Origin of the sequence: Streptomyces sp. NPDC057963 (assembly GCF_042887155.1) — a bacterium.
In the GTDB taxonomy this organism is placed as follows: Bacteria; Actinomycetota; Actinomycetes; order Streptomycetales; family Streptomycetaceae; genus Streptomyces.
Genome location: NZ_JBHVPX010000003.1, coordinates 214399 through 235774, shown reverse-complemented (window position 1 = coordinate 235774; position 21376 = coordinate 214399). Strand labels below are relative to the sequence as shown.

Sequence of the window (21376 nt, the reverse complement as noted above, 5' to 3'; positions counted from 1 at the left end):
GCACGTGCCGCCCTTCCTCCGCAACGCCCATCGCCCGTCGGCCGGCCACCGGTGACTGGCGCGTACCGCCCGCGGGCCGCAGCGCCGACGGCTCCCGCTCGGCAGGGACGACTCCGTCCGGCGTCCACCACCGCCCGACGGTCCCGGGCCCGGCCGGGGGAACGGCAGTCGACGGGCGGACGACGACCCGGTCAACTCTTGTGATGTGCCTGCCCGTTGCGGGTGCTGCCGTCGCATACTCGGTCGCGTCCGCCCATCCGATCCGCCTCGCTCCCAGGAGAAAACATGGCGTCCCCGACCCGCCGAAGCGTCGTCACCACCGCGCTCGCCACCGTCGCCGCAGGCGCGGTCCTGTCCCCGCAGACGGCCGTCGCGTCCGAGGCCCCCGCCGCACCCCCCGCCGCGGGCCGCCACCGTCCGCGCCCGCTGCGCCGGGCCCACGCGCACAACGACTACCTGCACCCGCGCCCCCTCCACGACGCGCTCGCCCACGGCTTCACCAGCGTCGAGGCGGACATCTTCCTCGTGGACGGGGAACTGCTGGTCGCCCATGAGGCCACCGACCTCGACCCCGCCCGAACCCTCGCCTCGCTCTACCTGGACCCGCTGCTGGCCAGGGTCCGGGCCAACCGCGGTGCGGTCCACCCCGGCTACCGCGAACCCGTCCAGCTACTGATAGACATCAAGACCGACGGAGCGGCCGCCTACCTCGAACTGGACCGGCAGCTCCAGCGGTACCGGCAGATGCTGACGGCGTACCACCACGGCCGGGTGCGGCCCGGCGCGGTCACACCCGTCATCTCCGGCGACCGCGCCGCCCGCGCCCCGATGGAGGCGCAACGCACGCGATACGCCTTCTACGACGGCCGGCCGGACGACCTCGGGACCGCGGCCACCGCCGCGTTCATCCCGCTCATCAGCGACAGCTGGAGCGACAACTTCAGCTGGCTGGGCGCGGGACCCTTCCCGGTGGCCGAGCGGAAGGAACTGCGCTCGCTCGTCGCGACGGCCCATCGGAGCGGCCAACGCGTCCGTTTCTGGGCCACCCCGGACGTCGCGGGACCGGAGCGGGAAGCCGTATGGACGGAGCTGCTGGCCGCCGGGGTCGATCACCTCAACACCGATGATCTGGCCGGGCTCGAACACTTCCTGCGTACCCATGACAGGGGCGCCGGGGCCGAGACGGCTCCGCTCGGCGGCCGGCCGGCAGCAGGCGCACCCTCCGGAGCGTGACAGCCAGTCAACACCCGGATGGCGGACATGCCAGTCCGCCGGATGGCCTCCGCGCTACGCCACACTGGCGGCCGAATGCCGCATTCCGGCGCGGCGGAGGAGGTTGGCCATGGCCATTTCGATCTCACTGGTGCTGCTTCTGCTGATCCTCGCGGTGGTTTTCTTCCGCAACGGGGGGCTGAAGCTTTCGCACGCGCTGGTCTGCGCCATGCTCGGGTTCTTCCTCGCGGGCACGAGCATGGCGCCGACCATCCAGAACGGCCTGACGGCCACGGCCGACGTCGTCAGCAGCCTCAAGCCCTGACGCCGGCCCTCGTCGGCGCATGCGCGGGACTCCGCGCCCGTGGGTATCGATCGCACACGATCGCCAGCGCTCCGGAACAGGGCTGATACGGACCGGTCTCAGGAGCAGAAAGTGATCGCTCTGAACAGTCGGCGGCACGAAACCATCATCCGGGGACGACCGGACCGCACCGCGTGCACGCACTGCCGGCGGCTCGGGCATCGCTTCGTTCCCTCGGTCGCCGGCCGGGCCGCCGCACCGGACCGCGCACGGGCCGCGGCCGCCGGGATCCGGCGTGCGATGCTCGACCGCCACGACCGTACGCGAGGCCCCGGCCCGCGGTCCGGTCCGTTGCCCGGCTGACCCCGGCCGCCCGCCCGCCTGCCTCGCGATGCCCCATTCCGGGACAGCCGCACGTGACGCGCCGTGTTGCGCCGGTGTGAAGCAGGCGTGAAACCCGATGCAGTCGCACGGACACCTCGGGTGGTCGCTCCGGCGTCGGGCGGCGGCGCGACCCCGTACCCGACCGAGGAGCCCGACGTTTCCGTCGTCCCGCAGAGCGCGTGCCCGCGCACCGGCCCTGCGCTCGCCCCCTGCGGCACCGCGCTCCTGACACGGCCTGCCACGGCCTGGGCGGAGGAGTGTGCCACCACCACCTTCGGCCTCGGCCGAGAGAGGCGGGCGCCGGAGGCGAACCGGTCGCGGTGCCGTGCCGCTCGGCGGGACGAAGAAGAGGCTGCCCTCGCCCCGGAGCATCGTTCCTGCGACGCCGGCACAACGCCGCTGTGCCGGAGCCGTCTCATGAGCCGACGAGCCGGGACCGGATCAGGAAACGCACCCCCTCCGGAGCCTCCAGAGAGAATCCGCTGCCCCGCCCCTCCACCACGTCGACGATCAGCCGGGTGTGCGCCCACACCTCGTACTGGCTCCTCGACATCCAGAACGGGACCCCCTCCGCCACCCCGTCGACGTCCAGCGAGGCCAGCAGCACGTCCGAGCCGCCGGTACGGAACTCACCGGCCGGGTAGCACATGGGCGCGCTGCCGTCGCAGCAGCCGCCCGACTGGTGGAACATCAACGGGCCGTGGACCGCACGCAGTCGGCGCACCAGGTCGGCGGCCGCGGCGGTGAGCTCGACGGCCGCCGCGCCGGACGGGCTCATCGCCGCGGCCCGGAGCCGGAGTTACCCGCAGCGCGGCGGACCGGCGCCGGGGGCCTCGTACCGAATCGGTTCATGCATCAGTCCCTTCGACCTGGGCGGGAGACGGTGTGCCGGCGCCGCGGCCGGGCGTCCACGGCACCGTACGCCCCTCTGCCTCCTTCGCCCATGCGTAACGGTGTTCCGGCCGGCCGGTGTCGCCGTACTTGAGGCTGAGGCTGATACGGCCCGCGCCCTCCAGGTACTTGAGATACCGCTGGGCGGTGGAGCGGCTCAACCCGGCCCGGGTGGCCACCTCGTGGGCGGACAACGGCTCGTCGGCGGCCGTCAGGACATGGCGGATCACGTCGGCCGTGGGCGCCGAGTGGCCCTTGGGCAGAGCCGCCGCAGGGCCCGGCTCCGCGGTGCGAAGGGCACCGAATATCCGGTCGACCTGCTCCTGTCCCGCCTCGCCCCGGCCGCCGCCCACGCCGTCGAGGGCCCGGCGCAGGGCTGTGTAACCCTCCAGCTTGGACCGCAGACCCGTGAAGCTGAACGGCTTGACCAGGTACTGCAGGGCGCCGTACCGCATGGCCGTCCGGACGGTCGACACATCACGGGCCGCGGTCACCATGATCACATCGGCCGGGTGGCCGAGCTGGCGCATGCGTCGCACCAGGGTCAGCCCCGTCTCGTCCGGAAGGTAGTGATCGAGAAGGACGAGATCGACGTGGTGGCGCTCCAGGAAGGCCAGCGCCTGCGCGGCGGTGTGCGCACGTGAGACCACGCGGAAGCCGGGGACCCTGGCCACGTACTCGGCGTTGATCTCGGCAACACGGAAGTCGTCGTCCACCACCAGGACATCGATCATCGCAACTCTCCCACTCCGGTCGGCGTCCGGACGCCGAGTGCCTCGGGCAGAACGACGGTGAAGACCGCGCCGCCGCCGGCCCTGGCGGTGACGCGAGCCGCGCCACCGTAGCGCTCGGCCAGCCGGCGCACCAGCGCCAGACCCAGACCGCGGCCACGATGCGCGGGGGACTCCTTGGTCGACCAGCCCTCGGTGAAGATGTGCTCGCGCAGGCCCGGAGGTATCCCGGGACCGTTGTCGCTGACCCGCAGGACCGCGGTGGTCCCCTCGGCGAGCAGTTCGACCTCGACGAGCGAAGCGACGTCCAGCGCGTTGTCGATGAGGTTGCCGAGGACCGTCACCAGATCGCGCGGGTCCACCACCACGTCCGGGAGCCGGGTGTTCGGCGAGACGCGCAGGGACGCGCCACGCTCCGCCGCGATGGCCGACTTGCCCACCAGCAGCGCCGACAGCAGCGGGTCGTTGACACGCTCGGCGACCTGCTCCGCCGATGCCCGGTGACCCTCGGTCACCTCCGCGACGAACTCCACCGCGGCTTCGTGCCTCCCGAGTTCCAGCAGCCCGAGCACGGTGTGCAGCCGGTTCGCGTGCTCGTGGTCCTGGGCGCGCAACGCGTCCAGCAGGCCGTGCGTGGAGTCCAGCTCACGGCCGAGCAGCTCCAGCTCGGTGCGGTCGCGCAGGGTGACGACGGCTCCGCCGTCACCGGTGGGCATGCGGTTGGCGATCAGCACGCGCCCCTTGCAGACGGTGATCAGGTCGGCGCCCCCGACCCGTCCCGCCAGCACCTCCGTCGTACGGCCCGGCGGCAGCACCTCGCCCAGCGGCCGCCCGACGGCGTCCTGGCCCAGCTCCAGCAGGCGCCGCGCCTCGTCGTTGAGCAACCGGATCCGGCCCCGGGCGTCGAGGGCGAGAACGGCCTCGCGAATGCTGTGCAGCATGGCCTCCCGCTCGTCCAGCAGCGCGGAGATGTCGGCGAACGCCAGCCCGTGGGTGCCGCGCTGCAGCCGCCGCGACACGGCCAGGGCGGCCAGCACGCCCACGGCGAGCGCCGCCCCGGAGTAGAGCAGCAGACCGGGAATGGCCCCGAGCAGCCGTTCATGGACGCTGTCGTAGGCGATGCCGACCGAGACGGCACCCACGATGGTCCCGTCCCCGTCGCGCAGGGGGACCTTCGCGCGTGCCGAGCGGCCCAGGGTCCCGTCGTCGATCTGCATGACCTCCCTGCCGCGCAGAGCCGTGCTGGGATCGGTCGAGACGTGTCTGCTGATCTGTGCCGTGTCGGTGTGCGACCAGCGAACCCCGCGGGTGTCCATGACCACGACGTAGAGCGCCCCGGTGGCCCGCCGGATCCGCTCCGCCTCGGCCTGTACCGGTCCGGTGGGGCTGGGGTCGGTGCCGGCCAAGTTGCGTACCAGGCCGGGTTCGGCGGCGGTGGTCTGGGCGATGGACAACGCCTGGCGCATCGCCTGGTCGTCGAGCTGGTGGCTCAGCGGCGCGAGGAAGAGCCCGGTGACGAGCATGATCACGCCGGTGGTGATGGCCACCTGGGTGAGCAGGACCTGGGCGAAGACACGGCGGGGCCAGTGAATCCGCATGTGCTTCGACCTCTGCCTTCCGCCGGCCAGGAACCTGATGCTCCGTTTCGTCCTTGTGTGAACGCAACGTAAACGCCGCCGTCGTCGATGAACAGCCCTCGTGGCCCATTCGTTGCCGCAGCGTGAGCAGAACGGGCAGAACCGCGGGTTATGAGCAGAAGCAGGAGTTGTGAGCGCAAGGGTGCCCACGTCCGAGCTCCGCACCTAGCGTCCCGCTCCATGAACAGCGATACGAGCCCCGCCATCGAGCTGCGGGGGGCGAGCAAAGCGTTCCGGACTCCGTCGGGGGCACTCCACACCGCCGTAAGGGATCTGGACCTCACCATCGGGCGCGGTGAGTTCGTCGCCGTCGTCGGTCCCACCGGATGCGGCAAGTCGACCACTCTGACCCTGGTGAGCGGTCTGGAGGAGCCCACCGAGGGGGAGGTGCTGGTGGGCGGCGAGCCGGTGCGCGGCATCGGCGACAAGGTCGGCTTCGTCTTCCAGCAGGACGCGGTCTTCCCCTGGCGGACCGTGCTCTCCAATGTGATGGCGGGTCCTCGCTTCCGGGGCGTGCCGAAATCCGAGGCGAAGGAACGGGCCCGGGAGTGGCTCGCCCGGGTCGGGCTGTCCGCCTTCGAGGACCGGTATCCCCACCAGCTGTCCGGCGGTCAGCGCAAGCGGGTCGCGCTCGCGGCCACCTTCGTCAACGACCCCGAGATCCTGCTCATGGACGAACCCTTCTCCGCACTCGATGTGCAGACCAGGGCCCTGATGTCGGACGAACTGCTGGAGCTGTGGGCCGGCACCGGCTCCTCCGTCGTCTTCGTCACCCATGACCTGGAAGAGTCCATCGCGCTGGCCGACAAGGTCGTGGTCATGACCGCGGGCCCGGCCACGGTCAAGGAGGTCTTCGAGATCGACCTGCCCCGTCCCCGCAAGGTCGAGCAGGTGCGTCTGGAGCCCCGGTTCGTCGAGATCTACCGGGAGATCTGGTCCTCGCTCGGCGAAGAGGTCCGCATCACCCGCGAGAGGGGTGCCCTCGATGCCGCCTGAAACCCTCACGGCGAACGCCGCCGTCACCAAGACCGAGCGCACCCGGGCCAGGGCGCGGGCCGCCCGGAACCGCACGTACCTGGTGCTCGGGAGCCGGGTCGCGGTGCTCCTCGCGGTCATCGGGCTGTGGGAGTGGCTGGCCCGTACCGCGGTCATCGACCCGTTCAACTTCTCCATGCCGTCGAAGATCTGGGACCAGATCCACACCTGGGTCGTCGACGGCACCGCCCAGGGGCCCCTGTGGGAGCAGATCTGGTACACGCTCCACGAAGCGCTGCTCGGCTGGGTCATCGGTGTGATCGCCGGTGTGCTGCTGGGAATCGCGCTGGGCCGTGTCCGGTTCGCCGCCGACGTCCTCGGCCCGTACATCAAGGTGCTCAACGCCCTGCCGCGCATCGTGCTCGCCCCGATCTTCCTCATCTGGTTCGGCCTCGGCCCGGCCTCGAAGGTCGCCTCCGCGGTCGTCCTGGTCTTCTTCCCCGTCTTCTTCAACGCCTTCCAGGGGGCCAGGGAGGTCGACCGCAACCTCGTCGCCAACTCCCGCATCCTGGGCGCGAGCAACCGGCAGGTCACCCTTCAGGTGGTCGTCCCCTCGGCCACGTCGTGGATCTTCACCAGCCTGCATGTGAGCTTCGGCTTCGCCCTCATCGGCGCCATCGTCGGTGAGTACATCGGTGCCACCAAGGGGCTCGGACTGCTGGTCGCCGCCTCCCAGGGCACGTTCAACGCCGCCGGTGTCTACGCCGCGATGGTCATCCTCGCGCTCGTCGCGCTGCTGGCCGAAGGCCTGCTGACCTTCCTCGAGAAGCGGCTCTTCCGCTGGAAGCCGGCCGAGGCCGACACCGCCCGCTGACCCCCGCCGCCATCCGCACACCCCGAATGCTTCTCCACAAGGACGTGAATCAGATGCGCACATCCACCAGGATCTCGGCCGCCGCCGTCGCCGGGGCACTCGCCCTGACCAGCCTGACCGCCTGCGGCGGCGACTCCACCTCGGCCTCCGGTGGCAAGAACGACAAGGTCAAGATCATGGTCGGGGGCCTGGACAAGGTCATCTACCTGCCCGCGATGCTCACCGAACGGCTCGGCTATTTCAAGGACGAGGGGGTGTCGGTCCAGCTCCTCACCGAGCCCGCGGGCGTCCAGGCCGAGACGGCGCTGGTCTCCGGCGACGTCCAGGGCACGGTGGGCTTCTACGACCACACCCTCGACCTCCAGGTGAAGGGCAAGCAGGTCGAGTCGGTCGTCCAGTTCTCCCAGGCCCCCGGCGAGGTCGAGATCGTCTCCGACCGGGCGGCGGGAGACGTCAGGTCCGCGAAGGACTTCAAGGGCAAGAAGCTCGGTGTGACGGGGCTCGGCTCCTCGACCGACTTCCTCACGAAGTACCTCGCGGTGAGCAACGGGGTGAAGACGAGCGAATTCACGCCCGTGGCCGTCGGCGCGGGGCAGACGTTCATCTCCGCCCTTCAGCAGGGTTCCATCCAGGGCGGTATGACCACCGATCCGACGGTCGCCACCGTCCTGGACAAGAAGCTCGGCAAGATCCTCATCGACATGCGGACCCCGGAGGGCTCCAAGCAGGCGCTCGGCGGGCTCTACCCGTCCTCCAGCCTCTACATGCAGACCGCTTGGGTCGACAGCCACAAGGACACCGTCCAGAAACTGGCCAACGCCTTCGTCAGGACGCTGAAGTGGATGTCCACGCACAGTGCCGACGAGATCGCCGCGAAGATGCCCGCCGACTACGCCCAGGGCGGCGGAAAGGCTCTCTACGCGAAGGCCATCAAGAGCACCCTGCCCATGTTCACCACGGACGGCGTCATGCCCGCGGACGGCCCCGCCACCGTCGAGCGGGTCCTGAAGGCCTTCAACCCGAACCTGAAGAACGCGAAGGTGGACCTCGCCAAGACGTACACCACGGAATTCGTCAAGAAGGCGGGCTGACCGCGGGCGTCGAGGACGCCCGCGCGCCGAACCCGTCCGGCTCGATGCCCCGCCTACTGCTTCCAGTTCGGAGGCTGGGCGGGGTCGAGCGTTCGCCACTGGGCGAGGACCTTGGGGTCCTGCGCGTCGAGCCAGTCGGTCAGTTCACGGAAGGAGACACAGCGCACCTCCTTCCGCGGGCAGACCTCCCGCATCGTCTCCTCGGCGGCATCCATGTAGATCCCGCCGTTCCAGTCCTCGAAGTGATTCCCGATGAACAGCGGCGCCCGGCTGCCGTGGAACACCCGGTTGAACCCGGCGACGTACGAGTCCTTTGCCTCCTTGCGCCATTTTCCGTATTCCGCGGGGTCGCCCTCGGTGTTGCCCTCCGACTGGTTGTAGAGGAAGTTGAAGTCCATGGACAGCACCTGGAAGTCCTTGCCGGGGAACGGCAGCATCTGCAAAGGGAAGTCCCAGACACCGTTCTTCTTGGAGGGCCAGATCTGGAAGTCCCCCGGGGAGCTCGCGTCGTAGCGCCATCCGAAGGGCTTGGTCGCCGGCAGGAGGGTCTTCTGGCCTTCGAGACAGGGGGCCCGTCCGCCGACGACCTCGCGGGTGGGGTCGAACGGCAGCGGATCGAGGTCGGTGAAGCCCGTGTTGGTCTTCCAGTTCTGCACGAAGGAGTAGAACTGGTTGATCTCGCTGATCCACTCGTTCGTACTCCAGTCCCCACCGCCCTTCTTGTCGCAGAAGTGACCGTTGAAATGGGAACCGATCTCATTGCCTTCCCGCCAGGCGCCGCCGAGCTGTTCCAGCGTCATGCGGATGTGTTCACGCGTCGGGTACGAGATCGCGGCCGCTCCGGGCTTGTGCTGCGGCGGCTCGTAGAGGTTCCTCTTCTCCTTCGGGAGCAGGTAGATCCCGGTGAGGAAGAACGTCATGTGCGCGTTGCTCTCCTCGGCCGCACGGCGGAACCGCGAGAACATGCGATCGTCGCCCTCGAGTGCGCCGTCCCACGAGAACACCACGAACTGCGGCGGCTTCTCACCCGGCTTGAGCCGCTCGGCCTTCGACCGGCCCGGCTGGGGTCCCGTGTAGGACGTGGAGCCGTCTCCCAGAATCCTGACCTTCCCGTCCCACGTCTCCTCCTCCGTCCTCTTCCCGCCGCCCTCACTGCGCTCCCGGGCGGTGGGCGTCGGCGCGGCGACGGTGCTCGTGCCCCGCGGGGTCCGGCTGTCCGACGCATCGTCGGACGCCAGCGGGATCAGCGCCGCGGAACCCGACACGACAAGGCATGCCGCGAGCCCGAGCACGACACGGGGCGTCGCGCGGGCCCGAATCCGGTCGACAGCGGATTTTTTTCTGGTCTTTGTCACTTCGTCATGGCTTCCGTGTATGTGTTCCAGATCCGGGACGGGAGCTTCCGGCCGGCCGCCGAGCTGCCGCCCAGTCCCTTGAGCGGCAGCGGCGCCAGACTCTTCGCCAGGTCCATGCGGTACACGACGACGGCCGTGGACGCGGTCCGGTCGTATCCGACGTACCAGCGCGCGGTGTCGTCCTCGGTGGTTCCGGTCTTGGCGGCGACCGGCGGGGCCGAGCCGGCACCGGTCTTCCCGTCGGGCCGTGCGAGCGACGCGGTGACCTCGTCCGCGACGGCGGACCGCACGGCGCGCTTCGTCCGCGGCAGGTTCAGCCGGACCGGCTCGCCGTTGCGGGTGACCTTCCGTACCGAGTACGGATCGGTGTGCATGCCGTGGGCCGCGAACATGCCGTACGCGTCGGCCATGCGGATGGCGCTCGGCGTGGAGTTCCCCATCGAGAACGCGGGAACGGGTGGCCCGAAGCTGGACGGGAGCAGCCCGGATGCCTCGGCCGTACTGCGGACCTGCTTCAGCCCCGCGTCCATGCCGAGTTGGAGGAACGGGGAGTTCACGCCCTTCGCCATGGCGTCGTGCAGGCTGATGCGGCCGTAGGAGTGGTCGCCGTCGTTGCGGCCCTTGACCATCTTGCCGCTGCGGTCCCAGTAGGGGCCCTCGGGTGTCATGACCGGGATGCCGTCGTCACCGTCGTACACGGTCGAGGGTGTGACGGTGGTCCGGGGGCCGTTGCGCCGGGGTGCGATGCCGTGCTCCAGGCCGGCGGCGTAGACGAACGGGGTGAAGGCCGAACCGGCGGGGACCGTACCGGCGTTGGACTCGTTGAAGGCCTGCCGTTCGAAGTCAGGGCCGCCGTACACGGCGAGGATCCGGCCGTCCGGGGCAACGGACGCGGCACCGAACCGGACGTGGCGGTCGTTCTTGCGCTGCTTGGGATCGAGCGTGTCGCGCGCGTCCTTCACGGCCCCGCTGAGGGCGGTCATCCGCGGCTTCTCGAACGTCGTGTAGATCTGGTAGCCGCCGAGGTCGAAGCGCGCGTCGGAGATGTGCCCGGCACGCTTGGCGTACGACTCGGCGAGCTGGACGAGGTAACCGTCCTGCCCGGCCGTGCTGTTCGGCTTGTGCAGGGGCTTCGGCTCGGGAAAGACCGTGTACCGGGCCCGCTCGGCAGGGCTCAGCCTGCCGATCTCCACCATGCGGTCCAGCGTCCACTTCCACCGGGCGACGGCGCGCTTGCGGTTGTGCGGGTTGACGGCGGGGTCGTAGAGCGAGGCGCCCTTGAGCAAGGACGCGAGGAACGCTCCCTCGCTGGCGTCGAGTTGGGTGACCTCCTTGCCGTAGTAGGCCTGGGCCGCGCGCTGGAGACCGTAGGTGCCACGGCCGAACCAGCTGGTGTTCAGGTACTCCTGAAGGATCTTGTCCTTGCTCACATGGCGGTCGAGTTTGACCGCGAGCAGCATCTCGGTGAACTTGCGGGAGAAGGACTGGTCCTGCGAGAGGTAGACGTTCTTGACGTACTGCTGGGTGATCGTCGAGCCGCCCTGGGTGTCGCCCTCGCCGACCGTGCGCCACAGCGCGCGGGTGATGCCCTGCGTCGATATGCCGTGGTCCGAGTAGAAGTCGGAGTTCTCGGCCGCCAGTACGGCCCATCGGACGTCGTCGGGAATCTTCGACAGGGGCATCTCCTGGCGGCTCACCCAGCCGGTACGGGCCATGGGCGTGCCGTCGGCCCAGTAGTAGACGGTGTCCTGCTGCGTGGCGAACGCGTTGAGGTCCTTGGGGATGTCCGTACGCGCGTAGGCGATGCCCACCACGGTCGCGAGCGTTGCGGTGACCACCAGGAACGAACCGAGGGCCAACCGCCACGAGGGCACCCATCTCCGCCAGCCGCGCCGGCCCGCGCGTGGGTAGTCCGGGCCGCGCAGCAGGCGTGGGCGTGGCCGCTTCGAATGTTTTCGGCGCCCCGCGCCCCGGGCCCGCGCGGTCCGGGCGGAGCGCGCCGTTCTGCTGAATGCGTTGTGCTGTGTCATTCCGTCCAGCCGTGACAGGCCGGGCCGGCCGCGGACTACGACCGTGCCCGTACACATGTAGTGGTCATTGCTCGTCCGCTGCCACGCCTTCGGCTCGGCCGGTGCAAGGCATACGCATCCCGGGTCCGGTTCAGGACCTGGGCCGCTGATCGGACGGAAGCGCCCAGAGGGTGACCACACACTCCCCCTCGCCGACTCCGTCGCAGCAAAGGCCAAAGCATGACCGAGAGTTGCGTCGCGAAGTCACGCAAAGATAACAGGCCGCCGGGGAGTGCGTGCCGCCCGGCCCCGATCGGGCGCCGGAGGGCCGTAGTTGGGCCCGGAATGCCGGCTCGGCTCCGACCCTGCCGCCGGCCGGTCCGCGGGCGCTGGCCGAGCGCGCGGTGCCCGGGTTCCACTGAGTGGTCGCAGATGCGTTCGCTTTCGGGTGACTTGACGGCCTGTTGCCGGTGGAGCGGTGCCCGCGGCGCCCCACCATCGCAAGCAGCCGAATCCGCCCGGCGTTGGGAGACTGCCGTGCACATCCTGCTCGTGGCGAGCGCGTTCAACAGCCTCACTCAGCGTGTTCATGCCGAACTGGGGGACCGTGGCCACGTCGTGGCGGTGGAACTCGCTCTGCCGGAGGAGTCCGCACGCGACGCGTCGCTGCGGCGGGCCGTGCGCGAGTTCGCGCCCGACCTGGTGGTGGCCCCGTTGCTGAAGACCGCCATCCCCCGGGAGGTGTGGGCGGCGCACACCTGCCTCGTCGTCCATCCGGGCCCGCCGGGCGACCGAGGTCCCTCCGCCCTCGACTGGGCGATCGACGAGGGCGCGGACACCTGGGGCGTGACCGTCCTGCAGGCCGACGAGGAAATGGATGCCGGGGCCATCTGGGCATCGGCCACCTTTCCGGTGCCACCGGTGGGCAAGAGCGACCTCTACCGCAACGAGATCTCCGACGCCGCGCTGCGGGCGGTGCACCTCGCGGTCGAGCGCTTCTCGTCCGGCACGTACGTTCCTCGCGCGCAGACCGGCGGGGACGAGGAGCTGCACATCCGTACGCGGCCCTACCTCCGGCAGGAGCACCGCCGCATCGACTGGGGGTCGGACTCCACGGAAGCGGTCCTGCGCAAGCTGCGAGCCGCCGACTCGTACCCGGGCGTACGTGACGAACTGCTCGGCGGTGAATGGTTTCTGCACGGGGGGCACCCGGAGTACGAACTGCGGGGCGGACCGGGCGAGCTGGTGGCTGTGCGGGCCGGGGCCGTCTGCCGGGCGACGACCGACGGCGCGGTGTGGATTCCCGAGCTCCGCCCCCGTCGCAGGCCGGGCGGGCCCGCCACGTTCAAGCTGCCCGCCGTGACGGCGCTCGCCGGGCGCCTGCCCGCGCTGCCCGAGTGCCCCGCGCCGCTGTTCGAGGAAGGGTGCGGGCCCGGCTGGAGCGACATCAGCTACCGGGAGGAGGGGCAGGCCGGGTTCCTCTCGTTCTCCTTCCCCGGCGGTGCGATGAGCACGGTGCAGTGCCGACGCCTGCTCGACGCCTACCGGCTGGTCTGCCGGCGGCCCACCTCGGTGCTGGTCCTGGGAGGGCGCCGGGACTTCTTCTCCAACGGCATCCACCTCAATGTCATCGAGGCCGCCGCCGATCCCGGCGAGGAGTCCTGGGCCAACATCAACGCCATGGACGATCTCGTGGAGGCCGTGCTGACCACCACCGACCGCCTGGTGGTCTCGGCCTTGGGCGGCAACGCGGCCGCGGGCGGGGTGATGCTCGCCCTGGCCGCGGACGAGGTCTGGTGCAGATCGGGCGCGGTGCTGAACCCGCACTACCGCCTGATGGGGCTGTACGGCTCCGAGTACTGGACCTACACGCTGCCGCGCAGGGTGGGGGCCGCCGCGGCGGAACGCCTCACCGACACGGCGCTGCCGGTGAGCGCCGAGGCCGCTGTGCGGCTCGGCCTGGCCGACCGGACGATCGCCTGTGACGCGCCGTCGTTCGCGGGCGAGGTCACCCGGCTGGCGGCCCGGCTCGCCGCGTCGCCCGCGGCGCTGTCGCGGATCGCCGCGAAGAAGGCGGTGCGGGACCGGGACGAGGCCCACCGGCCCCTGGCCGACCACCGGGAGCAGGAGCTGGCCGCGATGCGGCGGATCTTCTTCGATCCGCGGTCGTCCTACCACGCGCTGCGACGCGCGTTCGTGCGCAAGGAACCTGCGCCGGGCCGCCCGGCGCACGCCCTCCCGGTCCCGGCCGGCGGTTCCCCGGGGAACCGGCCCGCACGGGGGCCCGGCGTCACCGCACTGGCGGCGCACCGCGAGGTCTCCGCACCGAACGCTTGCTACCAAGAACAGTGAAGGTCGATGTGTCGGCCTTCGTGTGTCTCTTCCCAGGGAGGCATCCTCATGGATGCAGCAACGTCGAACGCCGTGGACGCACCCGCTGCGGCCACCGGAGAAGAGTCCCCGATCCATATCCTCTGGATCAACGCGGGGCTGAGCTGTGACGGTGACTCGGTGGCTCTGACCGCCGCGATGCAGCCGAGCATCGAAGAGATCGTGACCGGTGCGCTGCCCGGTCTGCCCAGGATCGAGGTCCACTGGCCGCTGATCGATTTCGAAAGCGGCCCCGTGGGCGGTGCGGACACGTTCATCGAGTGGTTCTTCAAGGGCGAGCGCGGCGAGATCGATCCCTTCGTCCTGGTGGTCGAGGGTTCCGTCCCGAACGAGACGATCAAGCCGGAGGGGTACTGGTGCGGGTTCGGTGACAATCCGGAGACCGGCCAGCCGATCACCACCAGCGAATGGATCGACCGGCTGGCGCCCAAGGCCCTGGCCGTCGTCGCCATCGGGACCTGCGCCACGTACGGCGGCATCCACGCGATGGCCGGGAACCCGACCGGTGCGATGGGCCTGCCCGACTATCTCGGCTGGGACTGGAAGTCGAAGGCCGGGATCCCGATCGTGTGCGTGCCGGGCTGCCCGATCCAGCCGGACAACTTCTCGGAGACCCTGACCTATCTGCTGTACCAGGCGGCGGGATCCGCTCCGATGATTCCGCTGGACGACAAGCTCCGTCCGACCTGGCTGTTCGGCGCCACCGTGCACGAGGGGTGCGACCGGGCCGGCTACTACGAACAGGGTGAGTTCGCCCTGACCTACGACTCGCCCAAGTGCCTGGTCAAGCTCGGCTGCTGGGGCCCCGTCGTCAAGTGCAACGTACCCAAGCGCGGCTGGATGAACGGCATCGGAGGCTGTCCGAACGTCGGCGGTATCTGTATCGCCTGCACCATGCCGGGCTTTCCCGACAAATTCATGCCGTTCATGGACGAACCGCCGGGTGCCAAGCTCTCCAGCACCGCCAGCGGTGCGTACGGGACGGTCGTCCGCAGGCTCCGGGCGATCACGGCGAAGACCGTGGACAAGGAACCGAAGTGGCGGCACAAGAGGGGCCGGCTGACCACCGGCTACCGGCCCCCGTGGTGAACACGCCCAGGACACCGATCGCACTCCACACCCTCCGGTGACGACCCCACCTCACGCTTCTCAGAAGGGCTACGGCAGACACGATGGCACCGACGACGAAGGCGGCCGGCGACGGCAGTGGCCTGGTGGAGATGGCCTGGGATCCGATCACCCGGATCGTGGGCAGTCTCGGAATCCACACGAAGATCGATTTCAAGCAGAAGCGGGTCGCGGAGTGCTACAGCACCTCGTCGGTGTTCCGCGGCTACAGCGTCTTCATGCGGGGCAAGGACCCGCGGGACGCGCACTTCATCACCAGCCGCATCTGCGGGATCTGCGGCGACAACCACGCCACGTGCTCGGTGTACGCGCAGAACATGGCGTACGGAGTGAAACCGCCGCACCTCGGTGAGTGGATCATCAACCTCGGCGAGTCCGCGGAGTACATGTTCGACCACAACATCTTCCAGGAGAACCTGGTCGGGGTCGACTACTGCGAGAAGATGGTCCGCGAGACGAATCCCGGCGTCCTGGAACTCGCCGAGCGCACCGAGGCGCCGCACGCTGGGGAGCACGGATACCGCACGATCGCGGACATCATGCGGTCGCTCAACCCCATCGAGGGCGAGTTCTACCGCGAGGCCCTCCAGGTGAGCCGCTACACGCGGGAGATGTTCTGCCTGATGGAGGGGCGCCATGTGCACCCCTCCACGCTCTACCCGGGCGGTGTGGGCACGGTCGCCTCCGTCCAGCTCTTCACGGACTACCTCAGCCGCCTCATGCGCTACGTGGAGTTCATGAAGCGGGTCGTGCCTCTGCACGACGACCTGTTCGACTTCTTCTACGAGGCCCTGCCCGGGTACGAAGAGGTCGGCCGACGGCGCGTGCTGCTCGGCTGCTGGGGAGCGCTCAACGACCCCGAGCACTGCGACTTCACGTACGCCAACATGAGCGACTGGGGACGGAAGATGTTCGTCACCCCCGGTGTGATCGTGGACGGCAAGCTGGTCACCAACGACCTGACCGAGATCAACCTCGGCATCCGGATCCTGCTGGGCAGTTCGTACTACGACGACTGGCAGGGCAGGGAGCAGTTCGTCACCCACGACCCGCTCGGCAACCCGGTCGACCCCCGCCACCCGTGGAACCAGCACACGATCCCCGCGCCGCAGAAGCGGGACTTCGACGACAAGTACAGCTGGGTGATGTCGCCGCGCTGGTTCGACGGCAAGGACCATCTGGCCCTGGACACCGGCGGCGGCCCCATCGCCCGGCTCTGGTCCACCGCGCTCTCCGGGCTCGTCGACGTCGGCTACGTCAAGGCCACCGGCCACAGCGTCGTCATCAACCTGCCGCGCACGATGACCAAGCCCGAGACCACCTTCGAGTGGAAGATCCCGAAGTGGAGCAACGCGCTGGAGCGCAACCGCGCCCGCACCTACTTCCAGGCGTACGCGGCCGCGATCGCGCTGCACTGCGCCGAGAAGGGGCTGGCCGAGGTCCGCGCCGGACGTACGCAGACCTGGGAGAAGTTCGACGTCCCCGACGAGAGCATCGGTGTCGGCTTCACCGAGGCCGTACGCGGCGTGCTCTCGCACCACATGGTGATCAGGGACGGCAAGATCGCCAACTACCACCCCTATCCTCCGACGCCGTGGAACGCCAGCACCAGGGACACCTACGGGACTCCCGGTCCCTACGAGGACGCCGTGCAGAACACGCCCATCTTCGAGGAGAACCCGCCGGAGAACTTCAAGGGCATCGACATCATGCGCGCCGTGCGCAGCTTCGACCCCTGTCTCCCGTGCGGCGTCCACATGTACGTCGGCGGGGGGAAGACCGTGCAGAAGATGCATGTGCCCACCGGGCTGAGCGGACTGGGCGGATGAGCGCGGCCACGGGCGCCTGTGACGCGGAGCGGGCCGGGCAGCGCATCGACGAGGTGCTTGAGCAACTGACGGCAGCCGGTGACCGGAGCACGTCCGAGGCGGCCGAGGAACTGGTACGGGTCCTGATGGACTTCTACGGCGCCGGTCTGGCCCGCATCCTCGACCGGCTCCGGGCGGCACCGGGCCGCGAGACGGGCGACACCCTGGACGAACTCCTGGGCGACGACCTGGTGTCGAGCCTGCTGGTCCTGCACGACCTGCACCCCGAGGACACCGGCACGCGCATCGGCCGGGCCCTCGCGGCCGTCCGCGACCCCGTCGAGGTGGTGGCCTTCGACGAGAGCACGGGCATCCTGCGCCTGCGGGCCGCCGCCGCCGCGGGCGGCTGCGGCTGCACCGGGGCACCGGCGGCACCGCAGTCCGTCGAGAACCTCCTGGCCTGCTTCGCACCGGAGGTGACCGCGGTCGAGAGGGAACCGGACTCCGCCGGCCGGGAGCCTGCGCTCCTGCAGATCCAGACCCGCCCGCCGCAGGCCGTGGCAACCGCCCGGCCGGCCCCGGCCAGGACATCATGAGCGCGCCTGGGACGTGGGCCGTACGCCCCGCCCCCGCCTCGGGGGTGCACAGGCTGCGGCGCTTCGCGGCACCGCGCGAACCCCGCCAGGAGCGCTGCGAACTCTGCGGGATCCCGGTGGCCGAGGGCGACCACCGGCATGTGGTGGACACCGAGCAGCGTTCACTCGCGTGCGCCTGCACCCCGTGCGCCCTGCTGTTCGACCGGCCCGGCGCCGCCCGCGGCCGGTTCCGGAACGTCCCGGACCGCTACCTGGCCGACCACGACCACCGTCTCGACGACAACGCGTGGGAGCTCCTGCAGATCCCGGTCGGCGTCGCCTTCTTCTTCCGCAACGCCGCACTGGACCGGCTCGTGGCGCTCTACCCGAGCCCCGCCGGGGCCACCGAGAGCGAACTCGATCCATCGGCCTGGCAGACCGTCCTCGGCGGCAGCCGTCTCTCCCGGCTGCTCGAACCCGACGTGGAGGCACTGCTGTTGCGCCGCTCCGAAGGCCGGGCCGAGTGCTATCTGGTACCCATCGACATCTGCTACGAGCTGGTGGGTCGCATGCGCCTGCTGTGGCAGGGCTTCGACGGCGGAGCGGAGGCCCGTGCCGACCTCCAGGCGTTCTTCGAACACATCGAACGCCGGGCCGGGGCAGCCGCGGGGGAGCGACGGCCATGACGGACTTCGCCTTCACCTGCACCGGCGTGCGCGCCGACCCGTACGCCGCCGGCCCCACCCTCGTCTTCCGGCTGCGCATCACCGCGTCCGGGGAAGCGCGGGTGCACGCGCTCGCGCTGCGCTGCCAGATCCGCATCGAGCCCGCCCGGCGCGGCTACGAAACGGCCGAGGCCAAAGGCCTGACGGATCTCTTCGGAGAGCGCTCACGCTGGGGCAGCACCCTCCAGCCCGTGCAGTTCGCCCAGGTCCCGGTCATGGTCCCGGCGTTCACCGGGGAGACCGAGACGGACGTCGTCGTGCCCTGCACCTATGACCTGGAGATCGCCGCGACACGGTATGCGGACGCGCTGACGGACGGTGAGGTGCCGCTCCTCATGCTCTTCTCCGGCACCGCCTTCACCGGTTCCGGCGGCTTCCTGGTCGAGCCGGTGCCCTGGGACCGGGAGGCGCCCTTCCGGATGCCGGTGGCGGTGTGGAAGGAGATGGTCGACCAGCACTTCCCCGGATGCGGCTGGCTCCGCCTTCCCCGCGACACCATGAACGCGCTGCTCGAATTCCGCTCCCGGCACGCACTGCCCTCCTGGGAGGCGACCGTCCGGACGCTTCTCGACGCGGCCGGAACCACGGCCCTCCGGCCGCCGGACCGAGGACGTGCCGGCGCCGGGCTCGCCGGGCTCGCCGAGAGGACGGCGCAATGACCGCGACCGCCTTCACCCCCGCGCTGGAATCCCGTTTCGCCGCCGCCCGCGGGGTGGCCGACGCCGTCCTCTTCGAGGGCTACGTCCTGTATCCGTACCGCGCGTCGGCGGCCAAGAACCGGCTCCGCTGGCAGTTCGGCGTGCTCGTCCCACCGGCCTGGGCGGCAGCCACCGAAGAGCACGACTTCCAGCACACCGAGTGCCTCATGGAACCGAAGGCCGACGCGGTTCTGGCGGCCGAGGTGCGGTTCCTGCACGCCCAGCGGCGCACCGTGCAGCGGCTCCGCGAGGACGGCACCTTCGAGACCGTCCCCGAACTCCACCTCACCGACCGGGTCCTGGTGCCCTGGGACGAAGGTGCGGAGGAACGCGTCGAAGTGCTCGCCACCCTGGCCGAGCTCACCGGCGGCGGCCTCGTCGTCCCCTTCGCGCGCCCGGCACGGGAGGAGCACGAAACCGTCCGGGACGAGGACGGCCGGACCGTCGGTCGCCTGGTGCGCCGCTGCGAGGAGATCAGCGGCGCGGTACGGCTGTCCGCCGCCGAAATCGACGGCCCCTACCGGGCGATGCGGCTCACCGCCGTCGTGGAGAACACCAGCACCTGGACGCCGGACACCCGCGGCGCCGACCGCGACGCCGCTCTGCCCCGGTCGCTGGTGGCCGCGCACCTGCTCCTGGGCCTCGGCGCGGGCTCGTTCCTGTCGATGACGGACCCTCCGGAATGGGCCAAGGGCGCGGTCGCGGGCTGCCGGAACACGCACACCTGGCCCGTACTGGCCGGGGAGCCCGGCCGCGCGGACCTGGTGCTCTCCTCCCCGATCATCCTTGAGGACCACCCGGCCATCGCCCCGGAGAGCCCCGGGGCGCTGTACGACTCCACGGAGATCGACGAGATCCTCGCCCTGCGGACGGCCGCCCTCACGGACCAGGAGAAGCGCGAGGCCCGGGGGACGGACGACCGGGCGGCCGCGGTCATCGACCTGGCCGACTCGATGCCCCCCGAGGTCCTGGAACGGCTCCACGGTGCGGTGCGGGCGCTGCGGGAAGTCACCGAACCGGGTGCGCCCGCGGCGGAACCGCCCGACGAGCTCCGGCACGTGCCGGAAGGGGCCGGCGGGTACGACCTGATCCGGCCGGACCGGCCGTGGTGGGATCCGGCCTCCGACGCCGGCGCCGATCCGGCGCGCGACCGGATCCTGGTGGACGGCCGGTCGGTGGGCGCGGGCAGCCGCGTACTGCTGCGGCCCGGCCTGCGCCGCACCGACGCCCAGGACCTCTTTCTGCAGGGCCGCAGCGCACTGGTCGAGGCAGTGCTGCACGACGTGGACGGGGGAGTGCACCTCGCGGTCACCGTGGAGGGCGACCCGGGGGCCGACATCCGGCGCGAACAGGGCCGGTTCCTGTATTTCCAGCCCGATGAGGTCTCACCTCTGGAGGACGCATGACGCCGCCCCCGGAGCGGAGAGCGACGACCCTGGTCGCGGGCGTGGGGAACATCTTCCTCGGCGACGACGGCTTCGGTGTCGAGACCGTACGGCGACTGGCGTCCGCCCCCCTGCCCGGCCATGTCGAAGCGGTGGACATCGGGGTGCGCGGAGTCCATCTCGCGTACCGGCTCCTCGACGGATACGACACGCTGGTCCTGATCGACGCCACCGAACGCGGCGGCGATCCCGGAACGCTGTACCTGATCGAGGCCGACCGGCCCGGCCGCGTCGAGCCGCAGGAAGCTCTGCTCGACGGCCACCGCATGTCCCCCGACGCGGTACTGACCCTGCTGGAAACCCTGTGTGCCGGGACGGGCTGCAGCCCCCCGGGACGCACGCTGGTCGTCGGATGCGAACCCGCCCGCGTCGAAGAAGGCATCGGCCTCAGCGATCCCGTGGCCGCTGCCGTCCCGGAGGCCGTGAACATGGTCCTGCGCCTTGTGCGGGACGAGGAACGGACCGCCCCCACCGCACAGCCGACGGCCGGCCCGGCCATCAACTGAGGAGACGAACATCGTCATGAAGAAGATCATCATCGGTGGCGCGCTCGCCGCCGCCGTAGCCGCACTCGTGGCCCAGGTACTGCCCGACATCAAGCGCTACGTGCGGATGCGGTGCATGTGACGGCATCCGGATCCGCCGGAACCCGGGCTGCCCCGAACGACGTACGTACCGTGCGGCGTCGGCGAGCCGGGCCGGCCGGGGCCGCGACTCCCCGGTGTAATGACGCGGGCAGGACGGAGACCCATGCACGAGATGTCCATCGCCATGGCCGTCGTCGGCCAGGTGGAAGAAGCAGCCCGGACAGGCGGCGCCGTTGCCGTCACATCCGTCCGGCTCCAGGTCGGCGAGCTGGCCGGAGTGGTCCCCGACGCCCTGTCCTTCTGCTTCGAACTGGCCTGTGCCGGAACCGTGCTGGAGGGCGCGGAGCTCGTGGTGGACTCCGTACGGGCGAGAGCACGCTGCGTGCCCTGCGCGGACGAATGGGCGGTCGGAATGCCACCGCAGCTCTGCTGCCCGCTGTGCGGCGAGGCCACCGCGGAACTGCTCTCGGGCCGCGAACTGCAGATCGCCGACGTCCACTGGGACGAGGGGCCTGCGCAGAGACATATCCGTGAACCGATCTACGAGGAGCGCTGA

19 protein-coding genes and 1 pseudogene are annotated in these 21376 nt (G+C 70.4%); 15 read left to right on the top strand and 5 right to left on the bottom strand.

Features of this window, described 5'->3' with window-relative positions; all coding sequences use genetic code 11:
- Window positions 1-285: 285 nt before the first annotated feature.
- Both ACFVT1_RS08120 and ACFVT1_RS08115 read left to right on the top strand, forming a co-directional pair.
- Window positions 286-1233: a phosphatidylinositol-specific phospholipase C/glycerophosphodiester phosphodiesterase family protein gene (locus ACFVT1_RS08120; RefSeq protein WP_389793536.1), complete on the top strand. Its 948-nt coding sequence runs from the start codon at window positions 286-288 to the stop codon at window positions 1231-1233.
- A gap of 109 nt (window positions 1234-1342) precedes the next feature.
- The gene (locus ACFVT1_RS08115; protein WP_389793535.1) at window positions 1343-1537 is read left to right on the top strand and encodes a hypothetical protein; all 195 of its coding nucleotides are present in this window, start codon (window positions 1343-1345) and stop codon (window positions 1535-1537) included.
- 778 nt (window positions 1538-2315) lie between these two features.
- Here ACFVT1_RS08115 and ACFVT1_RS08110 read toward each other — a convergent pair.
- The 3 genes and pseudogenes from ACFVT1_RS08110 to ACFVT1_RS08100 form a co-directional block, all read right to left on the bottom strand.
- Window positions 2316-2678 (bottom strand): DUF779 domain-containing protein, encoded by a 363-nt coding sequence (locus tag ACFVT1_RS08110; RefSeq protein WP_389793534.1) that lies wholly within the window; start codon window positions 2676-2678, stop codon window positions 2316-2318.
- A gap of 163 nt (window positions 2679-2841) precedes the next feature.
- Window positions 2842-3525, bottom strand: a pseudogene (locus ACFVT1_RS08105) (response regulator); the annotation flags it as partial.
- The gene (locus ACFVT1_RS08100) at window positions 3522-5120 is read right to left on the bottom strand and encodes an ATP-binding protein (RefSeq protein WP_389793533.1); all 1599 of its coding nucleotides are present in this window, start codon (window positions 5118-5120) and stop codon (window positions 3522-3524) included. The pseudogene ACFVT1_RS08105 and the gene ACFVT1_RS08100, both read right to left, overlap by 4 nt.
- Before the next feature lie 219 nt (window positions 5121-5339).
- On the opposite strand from ACFVT1_RS08100, the gene ACFVT1_RS08095 reads away from it, so the two are divergent.
- Genes ACFVT1_RS08095 through ACFVT1_RS08085 form a run of 3 tightly spaced genes read left to right on the top strand, consistent with a single transcriptional unit; the run spans window position 5340 to window position 8099 of the window.
- Complete coding sequence (locus tag ACFVT1_RS08095) at window positions 5340-6155, top strand: ABC transporter ATP-binding protein (RefSeq protein ID WP_389793532.1); 816 nt, start codon at window positions 5340-5342, stop codon at window positions 6153-6155.
- Complete coding sequence (locus ACFVT1_RS08090) at window positions 6145-7008, top strand: ABC transporter permease (protein WP_389793531.1); 864 nt, start codon at window positions 6145-6147, stop codon at window positions 7006-7008. The genes ACFVT1_RS08095 and ACFVT1_RS08090 overlap by 11 nt, the downstream gene beginning before the upstream one ends.
- Window positions 7009-7061: 53 nt before the next feature.
- Window positions 7062-8099 (top strand): ABC transporter substrate-binding protein, encoded by a 1038-nt coding sequence (locus ACFVT1_RS08085; RefSeq protein WP_389793530.1) that lies wholly within the window; start codon window positions 7062-7064, stop codon window positions 8097-8099.
- Window positions 8100-8152: 53 nt separating this feature from the next.
- Here the strand turns inward: ACFVT1_RS08085 and ACFVT1_RS08080 are convergent, their stop codons facing one another.
- Both ACFVT1_RS08080 and ACFVT1_RS08075 read right to left on the bottom strand, forming a co-directional pair.
- The gene (locus ACFVT1_RS08080; RefSeq protein WP_389793529.1) at window positions 8153-9454 is read right to left on the bottom strand and encodes a hypothetical protein; all 1302 of its coding nucleotides are present in this window, start codon (window positions 9452-9454) and stop codon (window positions 8153-8155) included.
- Entirely contained in the window at window positions 9451-11484 is a 2034-nt protein-coding gene (locus ACFVT1_RS08075) for a transglycosylase domain-containing protein (RefSeq protein ID WP_389793528.1), read from the bottom strand. The genes ACFVT1_RS08080 and ACFVT1_RS08075 overlap by 4 nt, the downstream gene beginning before the upstream one ends.
- Before the next feature lie 411 nt (window positions 11485-11895).
- Here ACFVT1_RS08075 and ACFVT1_RS08070 point away from each other — a divergent pair, with 411 nt between their 5' ends.
- The 10 genes from ACFVT1_RS08070 to hypA all read left to right on the top strand — a co-directional run bounded on the left by ACFVT1_RS08070 (window position 11896) and on the right by hypA (window position 21376).
- Window positions 11896-13815 carry an enoyl-CoA hydratase-related protein gene (locus ACFVT1_RS08070; RefSeq protein ID WP_389793527.1) on the top strand — a complete coding sequence of 640 codons (1920 nt, stop codon included), beginning with the start codon at window positions 11896-11898 and terminating at the stop codon, window positions 13813-13815.
- Window positions 13816-13863: 48 nt separating this feature from the next.
- Window positions 13864-14943 carry a hydrogenase expression protein HypE gene (locus ACFVT1_RS08065; RefSeq protein WP_389793526.1) on the top strand — a complete coding sequence of 360 codons (1080 nt, stop codon included), beginning with the start codon at window positions 13864-13866 and terminating at the stop codon, window positions 14941-14943.
- Between the two features lie 83 nt (window positions 14944-15026).
- Entirely contained in the window at window positions 15027-16811 is a 1785-nt protein-coding gene (locus ACFVT1_RS08060) for a nickel-dependent hydrogenase large subunit (RefSeq protein WP_362202529.1), read from the top strand.
- Window positions 16808-17386 carry a hypothetical protein gene (locus ACFVT1_RS08055; RefSeq protein WP_389793525.1) on the top strand — a complete coding sequence of 193 codons (579 nt, stop codon included), beginning with the start codon at window positions 16808-16810 and terminating at the stop codon, window positions 17384-17386. Before ACFVT1_RS08060 ends, ACFVT1_RS08055 begins: the two co-directional genes overlap by 4 nt.
- The gene (locus ACFVT1_RS08050; RefSeq protein ID WP_389793524.1) at window positions 17383-18051 is read left to right on the top strand and encodes a DUF5947 family protein; all 669 of its coding nucleotides are present in this window, start codon (window positions 17383-17385) and stop codon (window positions 18049-18051) included. Before ACFVT1_RS08055 ends, ACFVT1_RS08050 begins: the two co-directional genes overlap by 4 nt.
- Window positions 18048-18749: a DUF6084 family protein gene (locus tag ACFVT1_RS08045; protein ID WP_389793523.1), complete on the top strand. Its 702-nt coding sequence runs from the start codon at window positions 18048-18050 to the stop codon at window positions 18747-18749. The genes ACFVT1_RS08050 and ACFVT1_RS08045 overlap by 4 nt, the downstream gene beginning before the upstream one ends.
- Complete coding sequence (locus ACFVT1_RS08040) at window positions 18746-20194, top strand: hypothetical protein (RefSeq protein WP_389793522.1); 1449 nt, start codon at window positions 18746-18748, stop codon at window positions 20192-20194. The genes ACFVT1_RS08045 and ACFVT1_RS08040 overlap by 4 nt, the downstream gene beginning before the upstream one ends.
- The gene (locus ACFVT1_RS08035; RefSeq protein WP_389793521.1) at window positions 20191-20739 is read left to right on the top strand and encodes a hydrogenase maturation protease; all 549 of its coding nucleotides are present in this window, start codon (window positions 20191-20193) and stop codon (window positions 20737-20739) included. Before ACFVT1_RS08040 ends, ACFVT1_RS08035 begins: the two co-directional genes overlap by 4 nt.
- A 16-nt stretch (window positions 20740-20755) precedes the next feature.
- On the top strand, window positions 20756-20860 hold the full coding sequence (locus tag ACFVT1_RS08030) for a DUF6893 family small protein (protein ID WP_389793520.1): 105 nt from the start codon (window positions 20756-20758) through the stop codon (window positions 20858-20860).
- A gap of 123 nt (window positions 20861-20983) precedes the next feature.
- Window positions 20984-21376, top strand: coding sequence for a hydrogenase maturation nickel metallochaperone HypA (hypA, locus tag ACFVT1_RS08025; protein ID WP_389793519.1), 393 nt, complete (start codon window positions 20984-20986; stop codon window positions 21374-21376).